Here is a 22573-nt window from a genome sequence, read left to right on the forward strand (position 1 = left end):
CGATCCACGGACGCGACTCCCTCTTTCCCACGACCAGACCAACGAGCAACCAAGCCGACAGTCACATGATCAACAGCTTCTGTTAGGACCTCTTAATCGAGACAGGGCTCACACCGAACAGACGGCCCGCCCGCACCGGCCGGAAAGCCCGGTTTCCCACCACCCTTACGAAGGATTTGATTCCGATGGCCCGCCGTTCGCTGACACAGCGCCTTGTGATGCTCCTGGCCCCGACCGCGCTGGCTGCGGGAGGTGTGCTGATGCCCACCAGCGCCCTCGCCGCTCCGGCGACACCACACGCCGGAACAGCGGCCACGACAGTCGTCCCACGCGGCGACCGGGCCGAGCACGGCGCCCCCTCCGCCGTGAGGTGGGTGAAGTCCGTCGACGCCTCGAGTGGCATCAGCTTCGCACTGCCCGGAAAGTCCACGCCCGAGAAATTGGAATCCGCCGGTTTGCACGGGCGCCTCTACACCGTGCCGACCTCTGACGGATTCGTTTACTTCCTGATCATCGACATGAAGGGAGCCGGGCCGGCCGAACTCAAGGGGCTGGTCGAAGGCACCCGCCAGGGGATCGCCGAGGAGTATGGCGACGGCACCATCACCAGCCAGAAGGCAGGCACCATGGACAGCCGCCCCAGCCTGGAGGCGCGGCTGACCAACACGAGGGACGACCTCACGGTCAGCGCCACGCAGACCGTCACCGACGACCACGTCGTCCAGGTCCTGACCGTCGGCTCCCAGACGGACGAGAGGTCCGTGACCACGACCCACAAGCACGCCGTGGACAGCCTTCGCATCCCGTGATCCGGTACCGGTGCGGTCGGCGTGTCCCGCCGGCCGCACCCTTGCGAGCGACTCGGTGAGGCGTCATCCCGCGGACCGGCGCCGGATGACGAAGACGATCACCGCACCCAGTCCCAGGGTCAGGAGCGCGCCGCCCCCGACGAGCAGCGCGCCGCCCCCACCGGTCGAGGCGAGCCCGCCGCCGGAGGAACCACCGGACGACGAGCCGCTGCCACCCGTCGTGCCGGTGGAGCCGGTCGTCCCGCCGCTGCCGGAGGCACTGGGGCTCGGGGTGGACGAGGGACCACCCGAGGACCCCTGCGTGCTCCCGCCGTCATCGGTGGGGTTCAGGACGATCCATGCCCAGTTGTTCTCCTGGTTGGGCTCGCTCGGGTAGTCGAAGGGCTGCATCTGGATCTTGCCCTTGGCGTTCTTCACGACCTTGTCGATGCGCAACTCGAAGGGGAAGGTCAGGTTCGCGTCCTCCAGGACCGGCGCGTGCGCCCAGCATCCGTAGAGGCCCTCGGTGTGGGAGTCGGGCCAGCAGTCTTCGGGGATTCTCGTCACCGTGGCACCCGGCGGGACGGTGACGTACGTGAGCATCGGATCGTCGTCCGGCGGCTCCAGCCCGCGCACCCAGGCGGGGCCGAGGTTGCGGAAGCCGACGTCCACCGTCACCGTCTCGCCGACGGCGCCGCGTGCGGAGTCACCGGTGATCAGGATGTCGTAGGAGGTGTCGAAGGGCAGCCACGCCGATCCCTGGGTCCAGTAGGTGCCCGGAGCGCCGGTGAGTTCTTCCAGCGTCAGCGGTGCGCCGGTGCCCGGTGTGTAGCCGTCGGTCGCCAGGAGGGTCTTCGCCTTCTCGGCGGCGGCGGGGGCGGGGGCGGGGGCGGGGGCGGGGGCGGGGGCGGGGGCGGGGGCGGGGGCGAAACTGTAGGTGAAGCGGTCGTTCAACGCGAACGGGAGAGTTTTCACCTTCAGCGGCTCGGTCACCGCGTAGGCCGTGCCCGCCTCGACGACGTCCGAGAAGGCGCAGATCGCGTCGGTGCCCTGCCCCTGCAGCGGGCCGTCGGTGGTGTGCCGGTAGGCACAGTTTGCGTGCCGATCCACGAAGCTCAGCCCTCGGGTGCCACGGAAGCGCAGCACGACACCGTCGGCGGGCGCGCGTCCGGCGTTACGCAAGCCCAGCGGCGCATTCCAGGTGTGGCCCACACCCACCCGGGCGCCGACAACTGGCGGCTGACGATCCGCGAGTCGCTCACCACCACCTCGATGCGCAGCGGCGCGAACTCGACGCCCTCGCCCTCACCCCTGACCGTGATCTCGCCCAGTCGCCGCGGTGAACCGTATCCGCCGACGTCGAGGCGGATACCGCCGATCACGTTGGCCTGCTCCCCCGCACGGATCTGATCGCCCTCACAGGTGGCGCCCCACGGGCTCGGGTTGCAGGGGAGCTTGGCCTCCGCGACCTGTGCGAGACCGCCGATCTCGATCTTGATCTTGTAGTCGCCCTGGTGGACGACGGGCACCTCCCCGTCCTCCCCGGGCTCATCGCCGCCGGGCGCCGCGAGCCGCAGCATGATCTGCGGCTCGGCCGGATCACCGTTGTCACCCTGCAACGACAGATCCACACGGGACTCGCCGGTGATCCTCACCGGCAGCGGGAGCGGGTCGCCGTCGACGGCCAGCGCGGGGACAGCAGCACCGGAGCCGACAGCCAGAACGGCAGCCGCCACGAGCCCTGGCATCGTGCGGAGGATGGATCTGCGGACGGGACGTCTCATCAACGCCTCCTTGTCGCACGTAGGACACTCCGAGGGGGCGCTCGTCACCGAGCACTCACCTGTCCGACATCCGACAGACACCTTTCGTTGCCCTCATGCGCATCACGGACCCGTCACAGCAACCGTCGACTGCCCCGTTCCACCTCAGCAGCCGCGTCCGCCTGCATCCTGGCGCAGCATCAGTTGAGTCGATCCCCGGTCGGCGGGCTGTTCCTCCGCCTAGGGTGTCGATCATGTTCAAGTCAGGGGTGGGGTTCCTCGCGTTGTTCGGGCTCGGTTGGTGGCTGCTGGGCACGAGTGGGTTCGACGGATCGGCCCGGCCGGCCGGGGTCGTGGGCGGCTGTGCCGTCACATTGGGGCTGATGCTCGCCGCGCGCCGTTTTCTCCCCGCGTCGGCAGGGGGCCCGTTCCCCGCCGACCGACGCCGACGGTTCAACCAGATCAACGGCCTTCAGTGGCTGCTGATCGTCGTCATCGCCGTGGTGTGCGCGCGGGCCGGGGTGCCGGTGCTCATTCCCCCGCTGGTCGCTGTCGTCGTCGGACTCCACTTCCTTCCGCTCGCAGCGGTGTTCGAGCAACCCAGGCTGCGGGTGCCGGCGGCTCTGTTGGTGGGGGCCGGAGCAGCGGGGGTGGCCGTATGGCTGACGAACAGCCCGGACACTACGGTTCGCCTGGTGGTGGGCCTCCTCTGCGCGCTCAGCCTGTGGGGCATGGCGATCTGGACGGTCACGGGCGCGGCGTCCGCCGCCCGGCAAGGCGTCCGGGAGTGAGTGGGCCCGCACCTGATCTCCCCCTCCGCCGACCAGGTGGTGGGACGGGGGGAGCGCAACGATGGCCAGACCGGCGTGGGGGGCACAGTATGGCTCTTGTGCGGGTCGCCCGAGACCAGGGATCAACTTCCAGGGCGCGCCTCGGCGGGTCCCACCGGCCGTCTCAGGTTCGTGCCGCATCGTAGATGGGTTGCCGCCCTGCTCGAGGACCGCTGCCTTGCAGTGGTGGGGCGGGTACGCCGGTGGCTCGGGTCGGCGGGCGGAAGGAATGAGTGCGATGAGCCCAGCGCGGCGGCGCATGGACCACGCCGATCGTCCGGAGGACGGGGCGTCGGACCCGAGTGCGCTGATGGATCTGCTGGGCGTCGCCGCGGTGCTGGTGGAGGCCGACGGCCGGATCGACATGTGGAGCCCTCAGGCCGACGAGCTGTTCGGCTACACCCGTGGCGAGGCGGTCGGACAGTACGCGGCGCACCTGCTCCTCCACCCCGAGCACCGGGAGGCGGCGATCGGGCTGTTCGCCGAGGTGATGGTGACGGGCCAGGCCTGGGCCGGGCCGTTTCCCATCCGGCACAAGGACGGCAGCACCCGACTGGTGGAGTTCCGCAACATGCGGCTGACGGACAACCTGGGCGATCACTACGCGCTGGGGCTGGCCACCGACCGGTCCACGCTGCTGCAGGTGGAGCGCAAGCTGGCCCTGTCCGACCGGCTGGTCACCCAGGCGCCGATCGGGCTGTCCGTCCTGGACACCGACCTGCGGTACCTGGCCGTGAACCCGGCCCTCGCGTCGATGCACGGCATGTCCGAGGCCGACCACATCGGCCGGAGGTTCAGGGAGGTCCTGCCCGGCGAGCCCTTCCTGAGTGCGGAGGACTGCATGCGGGAGGTGCTGGCCACCGGCGTCCCGGTGGTGGACCGGCAGGTGGTGGGCCGCACCGCCGGGGACCTGGAGCAGGAGCATGCCTGGACCATGTCGTTGTACCGGCTGGAGGACCACCGCGGCCATGTACTGGGCATCGCCAACGTGGTGGTGGACATCACCGACCGGTATCAGGCAGCCCGGCAGGCCGACCGGGCACAGCAGCGCCTGCGGCTGATGGCCAGCGGCTCGGCTCGCATCGGGACGACCCTTGAGGTGGAGCGGACGGCGCAGGAACTGGCCGACGTCGTCGTCCCCGATCTGGCCGACATGGTCGCTGTGGACCTGCTCGATTCCGTCCTGCAGACGGGTCGTACGGATTCCGGCGAGGACCCGGCCCTGTTCCGGGCCCTGGCGGTGAAGACGGCCTACCCCACCGGCGCCGCCGAGGCGATCGTGGCGCCCGGGCGCCTGACCACGTACCACATCGACCACCCGGCGGCGCACTGCGTCCGCACCCGTAAGCCGGTCCTCATCACCCATGTGAACAGCGGCGATGTCACCCGCATCGCCGAGAACGACCATGCTGCCCGGCTCCTCGCGCAGGCGGGGGTCCACACCGACATGGCGGTCCCCCTCATCGCCCGTGGACAGATCATCGGCGTCATGGGTATGGCCCGCGCGCGCAACCCGCAGTCCTTCGACGAGGACGACCTCACCCTGGCCTGCGAACTGGCCTCCTCGGCCGCCCTCAGCATCGACAACGCCGTCCTGCACCAGCACATCCGCAGCGCCGCCGAGACACTGCAGCGCAGCCTGCTGCCACAGCTCTCCCCCCGGCATCCCGGTCTGGAGGTCGCTGCCCGGTACCGGCCCGCACAGGCCTTCAGCGAGGTGGGCGGCGACTGGTTCGACGTGATCCCCCTCGACGGTGACCGAACCGCTCTCGTGGTGGGCGACGTCATGGGCAGCGGTATCCCGGCGGCCACCACCATGGGCCGCCTGCGCACCGCCACCTCCACGCTCGCGGACCTCGACCTCGACCCCGCCCGGATCCTCACCCACCTCGACAAGATCATTCAAGGGCTGGACCCGTACCTCGCCACCTGCGTCTACGCGATCTACGACCCGCACGACTGCCGCCTGCGCGTGGCCTCCGCCGGCCATCTGCCCCCGGTACTGATGCGAGCCGACGAGCCGCCCGGACTGCTCGACCTGCCCACGGGCACGCCGCTCGGAGTCGGCGGCGTCCCGTTCGAGACCACCACCCTCGACCTGCGGCCCGGTGATCAGCTGATCCTCTACACCGACGGACTGGTCGAAACCCGTGACGACCCCATCGACGAACGCCTCGACGACCTCGTGGGTCTGCTGTCATCGCCGCACCGCTCCGTCGAGGAAACCTGCGACCGACTGCTCCAACAGCTCCGGGCCCCTGCCAGCCATGACGACGTGGCCCTGCTCATCGCCCGCACACAATCACTGACGAACAACTGCGGGCCGGGCTCCCTACGCCCGGCGTAGGCCGAAGTGCCCTGGGGGCACGTGGTGTGCCGTGTTGGTCGGAACCTCCGGGTGTCCTGCCACGGCGCCGGGGCAGGACACCCGGTCATGCTGTCGTCGCCCCTCGCGTGGGTCGGGGGTCAGCGGTGGTGGTGGTGTCCGCGACCACCCCAGGACTCGCTGTCGATCTCACGGCCGCGCTGGTTGGCGAGGGTCGCCCTGTCGGAGCGGTCGTCCCACATGTAGTGGCGACGGTCCTGGAAGACGTCGGTGCGGCTGTCGCGGCCGGCGCCGGTGTGGACGCGGACGGAGGACCGGCCGTCCAGACGGAAGCGGTCGAAGACGTAGGTCTGACCGTCGCGGTCGGACAGCGTCCAGCCGTCCAGGTTCACACTGCGCCGACCGGTGTTGGTGACCTCCACCCACTCCTTGTTCAGGGAACGGTTGGAGCGGTCGTCACGTCCCGGCGGGTCGTACTGCACGGCGCTGATGACGACCTGGTCGCGGTCGTCGCGGCGATCACCGTGGTCGGCGGAAGCCGGCAGCGCGGTCACTGCCGCGAGTGCCCCGGCGGCGAGAGCGGCGGCCGTCAGACGGCGAGCAGTCAGGGAAGCAGACACGAGATCCCTTTCGGATCAGGACCCGTGGCCTTCTCCGGTGATCGGGGAAAGGCCGGGGTGCGAGCTTCTCGGCCGGCGTGGCCGAGGACCCACACACTGCCGCGATCGCCCGCCCCGGCGACGAGGCGCCAAGCCGTGTTGCCAAATACGGACATTTCAGTAACAGTCGAATGTTAACTACACGGACCTGTACGAATCCTCCACTCGGACCCGTGGCCTCCGCACCCACCCTTGCGCTGCCCGGGCAGCGGGCTCACGGACCGCCGCACTCCACCAAGGTCCACCCTGGGCACTCACCCGAAAGTGAGCAACAGCCCAGTGCCCTCGCACGCGTTCGCATCGCCGGCACGGCTGTAGGGTGAAACGGTGACCTCCGTACCGGACGACTCGCCGCCGCTGATCGGCGAAGACGACCGCGAAACGGCCGTGCGGCGCCTTCAGAAGGCGTACAGCGAAGAGCTCATCTCGCACGCGGAGTTGGACGAGCGCCTCCACCAGGCGCTCACGGCCAGGGCGCACGGCGAACTCGTGTCGGCTCTGGCCTCGCTCCCGGAGGAGGACCCAGGCACCACATCAGTGATCGCTGCCGCCGGCGGACGGATCCGAAGGCGGGGCGCATGGCGGGTACCTCGGATTCTGAAGATCGAGTCCGCGTACGGAACGGTGCGCCTGGATCTGTCCCGGGCGATCATCGACCATCCGGTCGTCGACATCGAGCTGCAGCTCGGAACCGGTGGGGCCAGGATCACGGTGCCGCGTGACGCGGTCGTCGACGTCGAAGGTGTGCGCACCGAGTGGAAGGACCTGCGCTACAAGGCCCCGCTGCGTTCCCGCCCCGGCGCACCGAGGATCCGACTCTCCGGGACCATGGGATTCGGGCGATTGAGAATCCGCCACGCACGGCGTTGAAGCTCCGGGTCTGATCCGACCGGTCATCCGAGAACGGCGATTCCGATCATGCGCGCACCGGTCTCCGTGCGCGGACGATGTGTGCTGCCCGGCGCGAACACGACGTAGCTCGCGCTCCAAGACGCCGGCCGCGGTCGATGAACTCACCCGGCACATGGTCATGCCTCCGCAACCGCGAGGGCGGGCAACTTCAGTTCACCACGCTTCCCCTCCTCCACCGCACACCCTGGCCCCCTGCTCGACTGGGCACTCGGGCGACTGCAGGATCCGCTGACCGTCGACGACCTCGCTTCCCACGCGGCCGTCTCCCTCCGCACGCTCGCCCGCAGGTTCGCCGAGCAACTCGGCACCAGCCCGGGCCACCGGCCGCTCCGACAGCGGCTCATGGCAGCCCGTGCCCTCCTGGAGGAGACGGACCTTCCCGTCGAGACGATCGCGGCCGGCCAGAACGGGGCTGCCCTCAGCGGCCGGTCTCCGGCGACGCTTTCGCTCGCTGGTGCACACGACTCCCGCCGCCTACCGCCGCTCCTTCCGCCATGTCAACTGGCCTTGACTGTCAGTAGATGGCGAGAAATCAACCATCGCTTCCAGCCAGAGAAGAGAACTCGTGACGGCGCGCAGGCCGCAAACCAGTCGTAGGGGACAACTCGAGGGCATGGAACGGCGGTCACCACCGAAGGAGCGCAAATATCACAGCTGCCCGTCACGGTGTTCATTTCCCGACGAAGTGAACTTGCCCCTGGGCTGGCCCCCTTGCCGGGGGCAACACGCCAGGCGCGGTGGCTAGCATGAGGCGCGCGCTTGAACCGGAAGACGCCCTACCGCCTTCCAGGTTCTCGGTGATGCGCCAGTCGTCGACGTACTCCTGCTCTCACAGACCGAGGGATCGCGGAATGTCAGTGCCTGCTCGCCCCCGCCAGCGCCGATCCGCGCCGGCGAAGCGCTCCTCAGGGGCCGTCGTCCCCGCGGTCCTGGTCGTCGCCGCCGCGGGGGCTGCCGTGGCCGCCGTCCTGGCTCCCGAGAGAGCGCGCACGTGGGTGGCCGGAACCGCGGTCGTCGCCTGGGTCTGTCTCGCGGTCGTCGGCGTCACCAACTCCCTGGGCCTGCGCCGGGCCCAGCGGCGGGCGGACGCTCTCGGCAGCGAGCTGGAGACCGCCAGGAGCACGTGGATGCGGGACGGTGCAGAAACGGATCAGCTGGTCAACACGACCCTGCCGACGATCGCCCGCCAGCTGAAGAGCGGCGCGAGTGTGGACGACGTACTGTCCGGATCGCCCACGCCTTCCGACCCGTACATGCGGCGGATGCTGCACGTCTACGCCACCGAGCTCTCCGAGTCGGTACGACGGGCCGACGACGCGCGGTCGGAGCTCGACGGGCTGCGGCGCGAAGTGGCCGCGTGGACGCGGGAACTCGAACACGTCACCGACAAGACCTTGCCCGCCGCGGTGGCCCTGCTGCGTGAGGGCAGTTCCGCCGAGACCGTCCTCGCCAAGCTCGAATGGCCGGTGGATCCCTTGCTGCGGGCTCCCGCCGAATCGTTCGTCCGCGAACTCGCCTACAGCGAGCGCCGCTCCGCCGCCGCCCAGGCCGCCTCCGCCAAGGCGCTCAGCAGGGTCCAGGCCAAGACCGTCAGCATGCTCGCCGACCTGCGCGACATGCAGGAGCGGCATGGCGCGGACGTCTTCGGTGACCTGCTGCGCCTGGATCACAGCACCTCCCAGCTCGGTCTGATGACCGACCGGCTGGCGCTGCTGATGGGGGGCCGTCCCAGCCGCGTCTGGAACAAGCCGATCGTCATGGAGAGCATCCTGCGCGGAGCGGTCGGCCGTATCGCGGCCTACCAGCGAGTGCGGCTGCACAACTCCAGCAAGGCCGCCCTCGCGGGCTTCGCGGCAGAGGGCGTGATGCATCTGCTGGCCGAACTGATTGACAACGCTGCCAACTTCTCGCCGCCCATCGACGAGGTCCACGTGTACGTGGAGGAGCGCAGCGCCGGTCTCGTGGTCACCATCGAGGACAGCGGTCTCAAGATGTCCGACGCCGCCATGCGCCGTGCGGAGGAGTCGGTCTCGGGCCGGATCACCGACCTCGCCTCGCTCCAGGGCACCCGGCTCGGTCTGGGCGTCGTGGGTCGCCTCGCCGCCAAGTACGGCATAAGCGTGAACTACCGGCCCTCCTCCCGCGGGGGCACCGGTGTCGTCGTCCTGTTGCCGCCCCAGCTGGTGGCCCAGCAGCGCGAGCCGGTCACCGCGGAACAGCCTCCTCGCAGCGCCGCTCCCGCGGCCGCGGCTGCCCCGCCTGCCCCGACCGCGGAGGTGCCCGCGCAGCGCCCGCAGGCGGTCGCGCCGGCGGATGTGGCACCGGAGGCGGAGATTCCGCGCAGCCGCGGCGCCGCCACCCCGAACGGGCTGCCCGTCCGCGCCCCCGGCCGCACCATGGCCGAGGCGGAACGCGCGCGGCCGCAGACGGCGGCCGAGCCGGACCGCTCGGATCCCGGCGCCTCCGGTCCGGCGCGCGACGCCGGGAGCCGGTTCGGCGCCTTCCACCGGGGCCGTCAGGCGGGAGGCGCCGCGCAGGACCCGGCCGCCGCCTCCTCCGGGCCCGACTCGCTGCCCGAGGCGGATGACTAGTCCCGGCCTGTCGCACCGCCCAGGGCACCTCAGCCCGCCTTCCCCGCACTGATTCGCCGCACCCCGTTTGATTGGAGGAACGGGTCGGGTGACCGTCGATCGGTCATGTCCCGCCCCGCCCATCATGGAGACCACTGACAACAGCCTGACCTGGCTCTTGATGAACCTCTTGGAGCGCACGCCGGGCACTCGTCACGCCCTCGTGCTGTCCCGGGACGGTCTGAAACTGTGCTGGACGGAACATCTGACCATGGACCAGGCCGACCAACTGGCGGCCATCTGCTCCGGTATGCAGGCCCTCGCCCAGGGTGCCTCCGTGGAGTTCGGCGACGGATCGGGCGGCGTGCGGCACTCCATGACCGAGTTCCACGGAGGTCTGCTCTTCATCATGGACGCCGGCGAGGGCGCGCACCTCGCCGTCCTCGCCGACGACAGTGCGGACCCGGGCGTGGTCGGCCACCAGATGACGGAGCTCGTGGACCAGATCGGCGACCATCTGAGGGCCGAGCCGCGCACAACCGTCACACGGAGTGCCTCCGCGTGACCCGCAAGCCCGTGGACATCGGCGTCCCGGACCGGCTCCACACGGTCACGGGCGGTCGCAGCGAGGCCGACGACTCGTTCGACCTGGTGACGCTGATCGTCAGTGAGAGCGAGCCCACGCAGGGGATGCAGTCCGAGCACACGCGGATCCTCGAACTGTGCCGGCACCCGACGGCACTGGTGGAGCTCGCCGCCGAGCTGAAGCTGCCCATCACCGTCGTACGGATCCTCCTCGGTGACCTGCATGACATGGGCAAGGTGAGTGCCCGTCATCCCCGCGCGGCCGAGTCCGTCGCGGGTCTCCCCGAAACCGCCCTGCTCCAGGAGGTGCTCCATGGGCTCCGCAACCTCTGAGCTGCCCTCGCAGCGCACGCCGCTCGCCGATGCGGCCGAGACCGGACTGAAGATCGTCGTCGTGGGTGGTTTCGGTGTCGGGAAGACGACCCTGGTCCGCTCGGTGAGCGAGATCCGGCCGCTGAACACCGAGGAGGTGATGACGCAGGCGGGTCAGGACGTGGACGAGACGGCCGGTGTGGAGCGCAAGACCACGACGACCGTCGCGTTCGACTTCGGGCGCATCACCCTGAACGAGCGGATGGTGCTGTACCTGTTCGGCGCACCCGGCCAGGAACGCTTCTGGTTCCTGTGGGACCGGCTGTTCTCCGGCACGCTGGGCGCGGTGGTCCTGGTCGACACGCGGCGCATGGCGGACTCCTGGTACGCGATCGACCGGCTGGAGCACCACAAGACGCCCTTCGTGGTGGCCGTCAACAGGTTCGACAACGACGCCAGCCGGTTCTCGCTCGACGAGATACGCCAGGCGCTCGCCCTCGGTGACCACGTGCCCATGGTCGACTGCGACGCACGGGTCAGATCCTCGGGCAAGGAAGTCCTGATCACCCTCGTCGACCACCTCTACACACTGGCACTCTCCCGTGAGGGGACATCGTGAGCGACGACACCGGCGCCCCGTCCACGAACACACCGCCACCGGGCTGCCCGGCGCACGACTCCGCCGTTCAACTGGGCGGTCTGGAGTACCAGCAGACGCCCTCCCAGCTGTATCGCGCCATGCGCCGGGAACACGGCGCGGTCGCGCCGGTGCTCCTGGACGGCGGCATCCCCGCCTGGCTCGTGCTGGGGTATCCCGAAGTCAGCTATGTCACCAGCCACGACGAGCTGTTCGCCCGGGACTCCAGGCGCTGGAACCAGTGGCCCCACATCCCCGACGACTGGCCCCTGCTGCCGTTCGTCGGCTACCAGCCGTCGGTGCTGTTCACCGAGGCCCAGGAGCACCAGCGCCGGGCCGGTGTGATCACCCAGGCGCTGGAGGGCGTCGACCAGTTCGAACTGGCCCGTGAGTGCCAGGCGATCGCCGAGCAGTTGATCACGGTGTTCGCCGGCAGCGGGCAGGCCGAGCTCATGAGCGCGTACGCGCACGCCCTGCCTGCCCGCGCGGTCCTGTGGATGTGCGGAGTGCCGCAGGGCAGCGCGGACACCGACAAGCTCGTCGACGATCTCCGGATCTCGCTCGACGCCGGTGAGGGCGACGACCCGGTCGCGGCGTACATGCGCGTCGGGGCACGCATCGCGCAGCTCGTCAAGGAGAAGCGGGAGAACCCCGGCCCCGACGTCACTTCGCGGATGATCCTCGACCCGGCCGGGCTCACCGACGAGGAGATCGTCCAGGACCTCATCTCCGTCATCGCGGCGGCGCAGCAGCCGACGGCCAACTGGATCTGCAACACCCTGCGGCTGCTGCTGACCGACGAGCGTTTCGCGGTCAACGTCTCCGGAGGACGGGTCAGCGTCGGCGACGCGCTCAACGAGGTGCTGTGGCTGGACACCCCGACGCAGAACTTCATCGGCCGCTGGGCGGTGCGCGACACGCAGCTCGGCGGGCGGCTCATCCGAGAGGGCGACTGCCTCGTCCTCGGGCTCGCGGCGGCCAACACGGACCCGCAGATCTGGCCGGAGGCGCATGTCGGCGCGGAGAACTCCGCACACCTGTCCTTCAGCAACGGTGAGCACCGCTGCCCCTATCCGGCGCCGCTTCTGGCGGACGTGATGGCCCGCACGGCGGTGGAGACACTGCTGGAACGCCTGCCCGACCTGGTGCTGGCCGTGGAGCCGGAGCAGTTGACCTGGCGGCCGTCGATCTGGATGCGCGGGCTGACGTCCCTGCCTGTGCAGTTCACGCCGGCGCTGTGATCGCACCCTCCGCGGGTCGGCGGGATCCTGGACGATCCCCGGCCCGCGGAGGGCACGGTGCGGCTGCCGGACCCGCGGTCAGTCTGTGACCGGGGTGAAACGCACCGGCAGTGACTGCGGTCCGCGGGTGAAGACCCCCTGCTCGGACGGGTCGAACCCGTCGGCGAGACGGAGGTCGGGCATGGCGTCGAGCAGTTGGTTCACGCCGATCTCCACTTCCGCCTTGGCCAGCAGCGCACCGACACAGAAGTGCCGGCCGAGCGCGAAGGCGAGGTGGTCGGCCGCGGCCGAGAACGCCGACGTCGTGGTGAGGTCGTCACGGAAGATGTCGAACCGGTCGGGCTCGCGGAAGCGGCGCTCGTCCCGGTTCGCCGCCCCGATCAGGCAGGTCACCGTGGCGCCCTGCGGGATGGTGCCGCCGGAGACCTCGACGTCGGTGGCCGCCTGACGCATGATCATGTGCACCGGAGGGGTGAAGCGCAGGGTCTCCGCGAAGGCGGCCGATATGAGGCTGCGGTCCTCGCGGACGGCGGCCAACTGGTCCGGGTTCAGCAGCAGGTTGGCCAGGATGCTGGCGATCGCCTTGTCGGTTGTCTCACCGCCGGCGGCCAGCAGGAGGCTGCAGAACGCCTTGATGTCCTCGTCGCTCATCCGCACACCGTCGACCTCGGCGGCGCAGAGTGTGGACAGCAGGTCGTCGCCGAGGTTGTCGCGCCGCTCCCGGATGATCGGAATCATGTACTCGGCGAACTCCACGCGCGTACGCTCGCCGGCGGCGGTCACCTCGGCATCACGGGACAGGTTGCCCAGGAACGCGATCACCGCGGTGTACCAGCGGTGGAAGCGGGCGTGGTCGGCCTTGTCCAGGCCCAGCATGTCCGCGATCACGTTGACCGGGAACCGGGTCGCGTAGTCGCTGACGATGTCCGCGGTCCCCGACTGCCGGAAGGCGTCGATGAGCTCACGAGAGTTCCGCTCGATGACCGGCAGGAACTTCTCCTGGAGGTCGCTGCCCCGGAACGCCGGTGCGACGAGCGCTCGCCGCACCGCATGTTCCCGGCCACTGAGCTGGAGGATCGTCTTGCCGTGGACGGGCTCCAGCTGCCAGTTGTAGTTGTCGGTCGTGAACTCGGACTTCTTGTCCTTGAAGACGCGTTCGACGTCGTCGTAGCGGGAGATGATGTAGCTCTGGGTGGCTTCGTGCCAGATCAGCGGTTCTTTCTCCCGCATCACCGCGTACGCGGGGTAGGGATTCGCAGCGAACTCGGGCGAGAGAATGTCGGGCGCTTGCTGGGCCGTGGACACGGAACTCCTCGAAGTAGATGCATGCCGTCGCACAGCAGATTAATGATCTTTCGTTGGCTCAAACAGGCTACTCCTGGCCGTAGTTGAATTTATGACCGATCCTCGGCAGGACCGTGGCATGGACGACCTGCTTGGCGCGGGCGGAGGGCCCTTGTCGCGCTCGATGGAGGGTGGGGTGGCCAAGGGCCGAGGGCAGGGAGCTCCCCTGCCGCCACCGGTGCGACCACGGGCGTACGACCGGCCGGCCAGGCCGCCAGGTCGCGTACGCCTCCGGTGACCACCGTGCCCGGCGGCCCGTCGCCGGCGGACCACTGGCGGCCGACATCCTCGGCATGGATGCGTGTGCCTGCCGGCAGGCGGCCGAGGAGGAAGTCGATGGCGTGTGCGGCCAGGTCTTCGGGCCAGTCGTCCGGCCGCACGCCGAGTTCCAGGTCGACCATGTGGCTCCATGCCTCGCGCCAGCGTGCGAAGACGGTGGCGGCGAGGTCCGCATCGCGGAACGTGACTGGCCGACACCGGTCCACGTCGGTGGCGCGTGCCCAGGAGGCCTCCAGCCCAGCCGTGTGCGCGGCGAGTTGCTCGCGGTGCTCGGCCGCGCCGCGGTCCGCCGTGGCCCCGCTGATCGCGTCACGCTCGTGGACCCCGTCGTCGTAGCCCACAACGAGTTCACCGCGCAGGGCATGTTCCGCGAGACGGGCGAACGTTCTCGCGTTGTCGGTGAGATGCGCGAGGACGTGGCCGCGTGACCAGCCCGGAAGAGCGGATGCCTCCGCGACCTGCTGGTCGTTCAGCTCCGCCACGAGACCTTCCAGTGTCCGGTGGGCCTCGATCACGGACGCGACAGGAGGTTGCATGCCCCTGCGCCCCTACAGGGCCCGGACCTGGGTGAGGACTGGCGGAGCCTGGGCAGCGAGTTCCACGAGTGGTTCACCGCTCAGCCGGCACACCGTCCATTCGTCCAGGAGTTCCACGCCGAGCGACTTGTAGAAGTCGATCGTGGGCTTGTTCCAGGCCAGGACCCACCACTCGAAGCGCTCGTAGCCGTTCTGGTGACAGATCGCGGCCAGGGAGGCGAGCAGCGCTTTGCCGTGTCCTCCACCTCGGGCGTGCGGCCGTACGTAGAGGTCCTCCAGGTGCATGCCGCGCGTGCCGGTCCAGGTCGAGAAGCGAGGGAACCACAGGGCGAAGCCCAGGGCCTGCCCCGTCTCCTCGTCCTCGGCGATCAGCGCGAACGCAGCCGGATGTGCTCCGAAAAGGGCCTCGCGAAGCTGCTTCTCCGTTGCTCGCGCCTGCTCAGCAGCCCGTTCGTAGTCGGCGAGTTCACGGATCATCGCCCGGATCTCCGCGATGTCGTCCACAGTGGCGGCTCGGATCATGCCGAAGATCATTGGCCAAGGTACCGAGCCCTGTCCATCCGGTTCCGCGCCCATCAGTGGCGTGAACCCGACCGTGGGCCTCGCCGTGGACGGACGATCCGCGGCAGGCGTCCGCAGCCGGACCGGCAAGAGCCTTGTGGGGCGTCGACGAGCTTGGCGATGCTGCCTGGATGATGACTTCCGTCGTTGCGTTCGTCGGCGCGGCCCTCCTGATCGCCATGGTCCCGGGGCCGAGCACGGTGGTGATCCTGCGCCGAACGGTGGTGAACGGCCGCAGGACCGGTATGGCCACGGTCGTGGGCAACGAATGCGGGGTGCTGCTGTGGGGCCTCGCCGCAGCGTTCGGTCTCTCCGCCCTGCTGCTGGCCTCGCAGGTCGCCTACGACGTCATCCGGATCGTCGGCGCCGCGGTGTTGGTGTGGATGGGAGCGCGCGCCTTGTGGCAGGCGGGGCGGCCGGGCCCGGTGGCGGACGGGGTACCTGGGGGAACAGCCGCGGTGTCGCTTCGGCGGGCGTACCGGCAGGGCCTGGTCACCAACTTCGCCAACCCGAAGGCAGGCGTGTTCGCGGTCTCCTTCCTGCCGCAGTTCGTGCCGGACGGAGCCCCTGCCCTTCCGACGCTGCTCGCCCTCTCCGTGATCTGGGCGGTGGTCGACCTGATCTGGTACCTCCCGTTGGTCTGGCTGGCCGGACGTGTCGCAGGAGTGCTCCAGCGGCAGTCCGTTCGGCGCCGGATGGATCAGGTCTCCGGGGCGCTGCTGGTCGGGCTCGGGGTGCGTCTGGCCACCGAGTCCTAGGACGGGTGACCGCGGATGACGACGAAGGGCCAGGAAGTGGTCAACGGTCGACCCGGGCGTCCCCGCTCTGCTCCTACTCGAAGAACTTCAGGCTCCAGCCGGTGTCCGCGTTCGGGCCCGGGACGTCGGCGCGACTGTACGTGGTGTTGCCCCACCAGCAGAACGTGCCGGTGTACCAGTAGCGGTTCTCCCAGGAGTACGGCGTCCCCTTCGGCACCGCGTGGAACATCAGCGGGAACGTCGGCCCGGCGGGCGGGCTGGTGCCGATGTCGCCGTCGAGCAGGACGAAGGTGTGGTGGCCGGGGCCGTTGACGTTCAGGGTCGGGTCCCAGCCGGCCGTCATCGTGGCGCGGTGGGAGCCGAACAGGCAGCCGTTGGACTTGTACCAGTCCCACACGTACGTGGGGTCGCCGCCGGCCCGCAGCCGCAGGTCGGCCAGGCAGTACTGGTCGCTCCAGCTGCCGTTGGCGGAGTACACGACGTGGATCTGCCCGTTGGGGTCCTTGATGGCCTCGGGTGCCTCGTTGATGTACGGGTTGCCGACCACCCGCTCCCAGCTCTCCCGCGGCTGCGAGATGATGTGGCGCCCGCCGGTCGGCGTGGTCGGGCTGCTCATCCGCGCGATGTAGAGGTTCTGCTCGACGTTGGTGTCACCGGCCCAGCCCGACCAGACGAACCAGCGCTGTCCGTTGAAGGTGAACAGCGTGCCGTCGATCGCCCACTTGTCGTCCGGCAGGGCCAGTCTCGTCTCGGCGGTGTACCCGCTGTCCGGGCTCGCCGAGCTGATCACGTACATCCGGTGGGCGGCTCCGCGACCGGCCGTGAAGTAGATGTAGTAGCGGCCCGCGTCCCGCACGATCTCCGGGGCCCAGACCTCGCCGAGGTTCCGGGTGTCCGACCAGACCTGCCGGGCGGACGCCGACGCCAGGGCACTTGTCGACGGGGCCTGCCGCACGGCGATGCCGGCGCCGGTGGACTGCACCGAGACGTAGGTGCCGCCGACCCTGAGGACGCTCGGGTCAGCGGCCCGCAGAGCGGTCTGTCCGGCTCGCGCGGGTTCGGCGGACGTCAGCGCCAGCACGGCGGCGAGCACGCCGGACAGCACGAAGGCGGCTGCGCCGGAAAGATGACGAGAAAGCCTCATGTCCCGCCCCTCGTTGGCCTCCGCGTCCCGTGGCGGTCGGCGGAGATCGCCTTTACATCGATGCAATCAGTGCTCCCAGCATCTTGAGCAGCGCTGCACATGTCAATGCTGCGGGCCTGCGGAGATACGTCCATGGGCCGACGTGGCAGCCAACTGCCCGCGTTCCGCCCACCCGTGACGTCACGTCGGCCCTGTGATGCGCGAGGTCTGGACAGCCAAACCGAGGGCGTGTTGTCATTCCGCTGTCGCAGGATTTCCAACGTTGAAAGAGCCGCCTGACCGCACCCGTACCGGCGTTCGCCTGTGACCGGTCCCGGTCGAGGGCCTTCGTGCGAGGAAAGGTTCGATGACAAGACAACACATCCGCCCACGCGTCAGAGCCTGGGCGCTGCTGACCGCCGCGGCCCTGGTGCTGCCTCCCGGCGGCCTGGCTGCCACCGCCTCGGCCGCGGAGCCCGCCGGCCGTGCGTCGGCGCTCCCCGCCGCCGAACAGTCCGACGTCGAAGTGCACGGCCTGAAGGGCGAGTACTTCAGCATGTCTGCGCCCGGTGCACGGGACTTCGCCGAGCTCGGTGGCACGCTGCTCGAGCCGCAGATCAACTTCTCCGGCCTGACCAGCACGTTCCAGGAACTCAACGGCAGGACGGAGCACACGACGGCCCGCTGGACGGGGCAGATCGAGGCGCCGGCCACCGGTGACTACACCTTCCACGCCATCGGCGACAACGGCTTCCGCCTCTTCATCGACGGCGGGCCGGTCATCGACCACTGGGAGCCGGACTGGGACCGGGAGCAGACCAGCGCGCCGATCAAACTGACGGCCGGGGAGAAGCACGACTTCCGCCTGGAGATGTTCCAGGACTTCGGCGGCGCCAACATGTTCCTGCGCTGGTCCACCCCGGGCCAGCCCAAACAACTGGTGCCGATGTCCGCGTTCACCCCACCCGAGGGCTTCGAGGTCTACCCGGTGGAGATGTCCGTGGCCGCCGACGGACGCCGACTGCGGGCCCGGTTCGAGGGCCGGGTCGGCGATCTGCGGACGGTGAAGGACCACCTGAAGGTCGAGGTCGACACCACGGCCATGCCCCTCAAGTCGGTCACCGCCGCTCCCGGTGACCGCAACTCCCTGCTCGTGACGCTCGCCGAGCCCGTCCAGAAGAACCAGCAGGTGCGGGTCACCTACGACGGCGAGGGTGGCCTGACCTCCGGCGGCGAGACCGTTCCGAAGGTCATCCGCTACGCCGAGAACGCCTCCACCCACCGCCTCACCACCAAGTGGGGCGACCGGCTCGACGAGAAGCGCCCGCTGCCGGAGTACCCGCGCCCGCAGCAGGTGCGCGCCAAGTGGAAGAACCTGAACGGGCCCTGGCAGTTCAGCGGCGCCGAGGCGGGCGAGCAGCCGGTGTTCGGCAGGAACCTCGACGAGAAGATCGTCGTGCCGTTCCCGGTCGAGTCGCAGCTCTCCGGGCTGGAGCGGCACGAGGACCACATGTTCTACCGCAAGCTGGTGGACGTGCCGAAGGACTGGAAGGTCGGCAAGGACGGCAGGAGCAACCGGCTGAAGCTCAACTTCGGCGCCGTCGACTACCAGGCGCGGGTATGGGTCAACGGCACGCAGGTCGCCGAACACACCGGCGGGTACGACGCCTTCAGCGCCGACATCACCGACGCGCTGAAGGGCACCGGCCCGCAGGAGGTCGTCGTCGCCGTCACGGACACCGGTGGCGCCGACCAGCCGATGGGCAAGCAGTCCGTCAACCCCGGCGGCATCTTCTACACCCAGTCGTCGGGCATCTGGCAGACCGTGTGGATGGAGCCGGTGGCCGAGGCCGCCATCGATAACGTTGTCACCACCCCGGACATCGACACGGGCAGCCTCGCCGTGACGGTGGAGTCGGGCACGGCGTCCGCCGGCGCCCGCGTCGAGGCCGTCGCCCGCGACAAGCGGGGCAGGGTCGTCGGCAAGGTCAGCGGGCCGGCCGACAAGCAGCTGCGGCTGCCGGTGGCCGACCAGCACCTGTGGAGCCCGGACGACCCGTACCTCTACGACCTCGACGTCACGCTCAACGACGGCAGGTCGACCGACAAGGTCGGCAGCTACTTCGGTATGCGCGAGATAGGCATCGAGAAGGTGGGCGGCTTCCGGAAGCTGGTGCTCAACGGGAAGCCGGTCTTCTCCCTCGCCACGCTCGACCAGGGCTTCTGGCCCGACGGGCTGTACACGGCGCCGAGCGACGAGGCCCTCGCGTTCGACCTCGAGGCGCACAAGCAACTGGGCTTCAACGCCGTCCGCAAGCACATCAAGGTGGAGTCGCCGCGCTGGTTCTACCACGCGGACCGGCTCGGCCTGCTGGTCTGGCAGGACTTCGTCTCCGGGAACATCACCAACGAGACCGGGCGGCGTGCCTTCGTCGACCAGGGCCGGGAGGTGATGCGGGAGCATCACAACGCGCCTTCCGTGATCAGCTGGATCGTCTTCAACGAGGGCTGGGGCGAGTGGGACCGCGAGGAGACCGGCCGTATCGCCGAGTCCGTGAAGGAGGCCGACCCGTCCCGTGTCGTCAACGCCCACAGCGGTGTCAACTGCTGCAACTCGAAGGGTGATTCGGGCAAGGGCGACATCATCGACCACCACGACTACAACAACGAGGACCCGCCGTTCCCCGACCACCGGGCCGCGATGGACGGCGAGCACGGCGGCTTCGTCCTGCGCACCCCGGGCCACATGTGGCCGGGCGCCCCGACGGTGATCTACAGCGGCGTCGCCGACAAGGAGGCGCTGACCCGCAAGTACGTGGAGAACACCGAGGAGTTCTACCTCGACCAGGCCGGGGCCGAGCTGTCCGGTTCGGTCTACACCCAGATCACCGACCTGGAGAACGAGCTCAACGGCCTGTACACGTACGACCGCCGGGAGATCAAGGTCGACCCGGTCAGGATCCGGGAGATCAACCGTCAGGTCATCGCCGCCGGTGCCGCCGCGGGCGAGCGGCAGCCGCTCCAGGGCGGTGGGCACTGGGCTCTCGACGAGGGCACCGGGACGACCGCGAAGGACGACGGCCCGAACGCCAGGTCCCTGACGCTCACCGAGGGCACCACCTGGACGCCCGGCGTCAGCGGCAGCGCGCTGAAGTTCGACGGCCAGGGCCAGTACGCCGAGACCGACGGGCCGGTGCTCGACACCACCGGAAGCTACTCCGTGTCCGCCTGGGTGCGGCTGGACGAGCTTCCCGGCAACTACGCCACCGCGGTCAGCCAGGACACCCGGCGCCAGGCCAGCCCGTTCTACCTCCAGTACGGACAGGGCGCGTTCGCCTTCAGCACCCCGGGCGGCAACCGCGCCCGGCTGGGGACCACCCCGGAGACGGGACGCTGGTACCACCTCGTCGGCGTCCGCGACAGCACGAACAACACGATCACGCTGTACGTCGACGGGAAGCCGGCGGCGACCGCCACCGGCGGTGCGGCCTACCCCAGCACCGGTGCTCTCACGCTGGGCCGCGCCCAGTGGGAGGGGAACAACACCGACTACTGGAACGGTTCGGTCGACGAGGTGCACGCCTACGACAGGGCGCTGACCGCCGAGGAGGTGGGCGCGCTCCACACCGACGAGAAGCCGTAGCACGGCAGCGGTGGAAGGGCCCCGGCGGGAAGTACTCCCGCCGGGGCCCTTGCGCGGGGTCATCGCACCGGCGAGACCGCGAGGTTGTCGAACGAGGCGGGGGTGCCGAAGACCCGGACCCCGGTGGCGCCGCTGCGGTAGGTACCGTCCGTGACGGAGATCTTCGGTGTGCTCATGTCGTCGACGTACACCTTGATCGAGGTGCCGACGGCGGTGACGCGCAGCCGATGGGTCGATCCCGGGGCGATGGCCAGCCGGCCTGTCCCCAGCTGGGTCCAGCCGCCGTCGGCACGTCCGAGCACGACCTTGCCGCTCGCGCCGATGCCCGCGTAGTACCCGGAGTAGCTGTCCGAGCCGACCGACGGACCGGTCACCCGGAAGACCAGGCCGGCGTCGCCGTCGCGCGCGTCCGGGGTCACGTCGGCGTCGTAGGTGAAGTCGGCGAAGGCCGTGTCGAGCAGGGCCTTGCCGCCCAGGGAGTGGCCGGCCCGGTAGCGCCCGCCCGCGGCCGACCAGGTTCCGCCGTGGGTCCTCCAGCCCAGCGCGTTGCCGTCGGCGAAGTTGTCCCGCACCCGCATCTCGACACGACGGATGGTGCCGTCGGCGTTGAAGTGCAGCCTGTCGTAGGCGAGTTGGCGGTGGTTGCCGTCGGTCTCGCTGAGCGGCCGGCGATGGTACACGATGTACCAGATGTCGGTGCCGGGCACGTTGACGACCGAGTGGTGACCGGAGCCGCGAGCGACCGCGGGAACCTGCGCGAGCACCTTGTCGATCTTCTGGAAGGGCCCGGTGGGCGAATCGGACATGGCGTAGGAGACGGAGTAGTCCGGACCGGTCCAGCCTCCCTCGGACCACATGAAGTAGTACTTGCCGCCGCGTTTGAACATGAAGGAGCCCTCGGTGTAGTTCTCCGGGGTGATCTCCTTGTAGGTGGTGCCGTCGGCGAAGGTGCCCAGGCTGGTCATGTCGGGGTTGAGCTTGACGACGTTGGCGTGGTGCCAGCCGCCGTAGTACATGTACGCCTGACCGTCGTCGTCGATGAAGACGTCCTGGTCGATGGGCTGGGCACCGTTGTGGAACCGGGAGACGAGCGGTTTGCCGAGGGCGTCCTTGTAAGGGCCTTCGGGGCGGTCGGCGACGGCGACGCCGATGCCGCCGAGCTGGGAGTCGTCCTGGATGTCGTTGGCGGCGAAGTAGAGGTAGTACCTGCCGTCGCGCTCGACCGGTGCGGGCGCCCAGAGGGCGTACTCGGCCCAGGAGATGTCCGCCGTGGACAGGACGTTCGCGTGCTTGGTCCAGTGGACGAGGTCGGTCGAGGAGAAGGCGTCCAGGTAGGTCTGTTCGGCGTAGCCCTTCGAGGTCGTGGGGTAGACCCAGTACCGGCCGTCGTGGACGACGGTGTCGGGGTCGGCGTACCAGCCGTCGACGAAGGGATTGCCGGACTCCGCCGTCGTGTACTCGGGGGCGGCGGCGGCCGTGGAGAGCGACAGTGTCGCGAGGAGGCCGCCGGTCAGCAGCACGGCGCAGGACTTGGACAGGAGGCCTGCCGTTCGGACAGTCATGGGGGCTCCAGGATGGCGTGGGGCCGAAGCGGGGGGTCGGGGTCGAGCCGAAGCGGGGGGGGGGGCGGCCGGGGCCCCCCCCCCCCCCCCGGGGGTGGGGGTCCCCCCCCAAAAACGGGCCCCCCCGGCCCCCCCCCCCCCCCA

The 22573-nt window shown here is 69.7% G+C and carries 20 protein-coding genes and 1 pseudogene; 12 read left to right on the forward strand and 9 right to left on the reverse strand.

From position 1 onward, the window contains the following. Positions 1 to 260: 260 nt before the first annotated feature. Positions 261 to 809 (forward strand): hypothetical protein, encoded by a 549-nt coding sequence (locus tag ACFV6X_RS34495; RefSeq protein WP_385390272.1) that lies wholly within the window; start codon positions 261 to 263, stop codon positions 807 to 809. A 63-nt stretch (positions 810 to 872) separates the two neighbouring features. Here ACFV6X_RS34495 and ACFV6X_RS34500 read toward each other — a convergent pair whose 3' ends face one another. Both ACFV6X_RS34500 and ACFV6X_RS34505 read right to left on the reverse strand, forming a co-directional pair. Continuing rightward, positions 873 to 1898: a hypothetical protein gene (locus ACFV6X_RS34500; protein WP_385390274.1), complete on the reverse strand. Its 1026-nt coding sequence runs from the start codon at positions 1896 to 1898 to the stop codon at positions 873 to 875. 5 nt (positions 1899 to 1903) lie between these two features. Further along, positions 1904 to 2572 carry a hypothetical protein gene (locus ACFV6X_RS34505; RefSeq protein ID WP_385390275.1) on the reverse strand — a complete coding sequence of 223 codons (669 nt, stop codon included), beginning with the start codon at positions 2570 to 2572 and terminating at the stop codon, positions 1904 to 1906. Between the two features lie 233 nt (positions 2573 to 2805). On the opposite strand from ACFV6X_RS34505, the gene ACFV6X_RS34510 reads away from it, so the two are divergent. Further along, positions 2806 to 3342, forward strand: coding sequence for a hypothetical protein (locus ACFV6X_RS34510; protein WP_385390277.1), 537 nt, complete (start codon positions 2806 to 2808; stop codon positions 3340 to 3342). A 277-nt stretch (positions 3343 to 3619) separates the two neighbouring features. Further along, positions 3620 to 5728 carry a SpoIIE family protein phosphatase gene (locus tag ACFV6X_RS34515; RefSeq protein ID WP_385390279.1) on the forward strand — a complete coding sequence of 703 codons (2109 nt, stop codon included), beginning with the start codon at positions 3620 to 3622 and terminating at the stop codon, positions 5726 to 5728. Between the two features lie 119 nt (positions 5729 to 5847). Here ACFV6X_RS34515 and ACFV6X_RS34520 read toward each other — a convergent pair whose 3' ends face one another. Next, positions 5848 to 6327, reverse strand: coding sequence for a lamin tail domain-containing protein (locus ACFV6X_RS34520; protein WP_385390280.1), 480 nt, complete (start codon positions 6325 to 6327; stop codon positions 5848 to 5850). Positions 6328 to 6693: 366 nt separating this feature from the next. Between ACFV6X_RS34520 and ACFV6X_RS34525 the strand changes: the two genes are divergently transcribed. Further along, the gene (locus ACFV6X_RS34525; protein WP_385390282.1) at positions 6694 to 7236 is read left to right on the forward strand and encodes a DUF1707 domain-containing protein; all 543 of its coding nucleotides are present in this window, start codon (positions 6694 to 6696) and stop codon (positions 7234 to 7236) included. A 23-nt stretch (positions 7237 to 7259) separates the two neighbouring features. Here ACFV6X_RS34525 and ACFV6X_RS34530 read toward each other — a convergent pair. After that, positions 7260 to 7384 (reverse strand): annotated as a pseudogene (locus tag ACFV6X_RS34530) (anti-sigma factor); the annotation flags it as partial. A gap of 122 nt (positions 7385 to 7506) precedes the next feature. Between ACFV6X_RS34530 and ACFV6X_RS34535 the strand changes: the two are divergent. From ACFV6X_RS34535 to ACFV6X_RS34560, 6 genes are all read left to right on the forward strand, one after another. Continuing rightward, on the forward strand, positions 7507 to 7875 hold the full coding sequence (locus ACFV6X_RS34535; protein ID WP_385390303.1) for a helix-turn-helix domain-containing protein: 369 nt from the start codon (positions 7507 to 7509) through the stop codon (positions 7873 to 7875). Between the two features lie 254 nt (positions 7876 to 8129). Next, positions 8130 to 9869: an ATP-binding protein gene (locus tag ACFV6X_RS34540; protein WP_385390283.1), complete on the forward strand. Its 1740-nt coding sequence runs from the start codon at positions 8130 to 8132 to the stop codon at positions 9867 to 9869. A 124-nt stretch (positions 9870 to 9993) separates the two neighbouring features. Further along, complete coding sequence (locus ACFV6X_RS34545) at positions 9994 to 10413, forward strand: roadblock/LC7 domain-containing protein (protein ID WP_385390285.1); 420 nt, start codon at positions 9994 to 9996, stop codon at positions 10411 to 10413. After that, a complete protein-coding gene (locus tag ACFV6X_RS34550; RefSeq protein ID WP_385390287.1) occupies positions 10410 to 10766 on the forward strand; it encodes a DUF742 domain-containing protein in 357 nt (118 codons plus the stop codon). The genes ACFV6X_RS34545 and ACFV6X_RS34550 overlap by 4 nt, the downstream gene beginning before the upstream one ends. Beyond that, on the forward strand, positions 10747 to 11364 hold the full coding sequence (locus ACFV6X_RS34555; protein ID WP_365445240.1) for an ATP/GTP-binding protein: 618 nt from the start codon (positions 10747 to 10749) through the stop codon (positions 11362 to 11364). The genes ACFV6X_RS34550 and ACFV6X_RS34555 overlap by 20 nt, the downstream gene beginning before the upstream one ends. Beyond that, positions 11361 to 12623 carry a cytochrome P450 gene (locus ACFV6X_RS34560; protein ID WP_385390288.1) on the forward strand — a complete coding sequence of 421 codons (1263 nt, stop codon included), beginning with the start codon at positions 11361 to 11363 and terminating at the stop codon, positions 12621 to 12623. The genes ACFV6X_RS34555 and ACFV6X_RS34560 overlap by 4 nt, the downstream gene beginning before the upstream one ends. Before the next feature lie 78 nt (positions 12624 to 12701). Here ACFV6X_RS34560 and ACFV6X_RS34565 read toward each other — a convergent pair whose 3' ends face one another. The 3 genes from ACFV6X_RS34565 to ACFV6X_RS34575 all read right to left on the reverse strand — a co-directional run bounded on the left by ACFV6X_RS34565 (position 12702) and on the right by ACFV6X_RS34575 (position 15304). Beyond that, positions 12702 to 13928 (reverse strand): cytochrome P450, encoded by a 1227-nt coding sequence (locus tag ACFV6X_RS34565; RefSeq protein WP_385390290.1) that lies wholly within the window; start codon positions 13926 to 13928, stop codon positions 12702 to 12704. Positions 13929 to 14017: 89 nt separating this feature from the next. Then, positions 14018 to 14782, reverse strand: coding sequence for a maleylpyruvate isomerase family mycothiol-dependent enzyme (locus ACFV6X_RS34570; RefSeq protein WP_385390292.1), 765 nt, complete (start codon positions 14780 to 14782; stop codon positions 14018 to 14020). 12 nt (positions 14783 to 14794) lie between these two features. After that, positions 14795 to 15304: a GNAT family N-acetyltransferase gene (locus tag ACFV6X_RS34575; RefSeq protein ID WP_385390294.1), complete on the reverse strand. Its 510-nt coding sequence runs from the start codon at positions 15302 to 15304 to the stop codon at positions 14795 to 14797. A gap of 170 nt (positions 15305 to 15474) precedes the next feature. Between ACFV6X_RS34575 and ACFV6X_RS34580 the strand changes: the two genes are divergently transcribed. Beyond that, on the forward strand, positions 15475 to 16101 hold the full coding sequence (locus ACFV6X_RS34580; RefSeq protein ID WP_385390295.1) for a LysE family translocator: 627 nt from the start codon (positions 15475 to 15477) through the stop codon (positions 16099 to 16101). A gap of 73 nt (positions 16102 to 16174) precedes the next feature. On the opposite strand, the gene ACFV6X_RS34585 is transcribed toward ACFV6X_RS34580, so the two are convergent. After that, positions 16175 to 17245, reverse strand: a complete 1071-nt coding sequence (locus ACFV6X_RS34585) for a glycoside hydrolase family 43 protein (protein ID WP_385390297.1) — start codon at positions 17243 to 17245, stop codon at positions 16175 to 16177. A gap of 346 nt (positions 17246 to 17591) precedes the next feature. On the opposite strand from ACFV6X_RS34585, the gene ACFV6X_RS34590 reads away from it, so the two are divergent. Continuing rightward, positions 17592 to 20867 carry a LamG-like jellyroll fold domain-containing protein gene (locus tag ACFV6X_RS34590; protein WP_385390299.1) on the forward strand — a complete coding sequence of 1092 codons (3276 nt, stop codon included), beginning with the start codon at positions 17592 to 17594 and terminating at the stop codon, positions 20865 to 20867. A gap of 59 nt (positions 20868 to 20926) precedes the next feature. On the opposite strand, the gene ACFV6X_RS34595 is transcribed toward ACFV6X_RS34590, so the two are convergent. Further along, positions 20927 to 22429 carry a glycoside hydrolase family 43 protein gene (locus ACFV6X_RS34595; protein WP_385390301.1) on the reverse strand — a complete coding sequence of 501 codons (1503 nt, stop codon included), beginning with the start codon at positions 22427 to 22429 and terminating at the stop codon, positions 20927 to 20929. Between the last annotated feature and the right edge of the window lie 144 nt (positions 22430 to 22573).

The organism is Streptomyces sp. NPDC059861, from assembly GCF_042731435.1.
Lineage (GTDB): Bacteria > Actinomycetota > Actinomycetes > Streptomycetales > Streptomycetaceae > Streptomyces.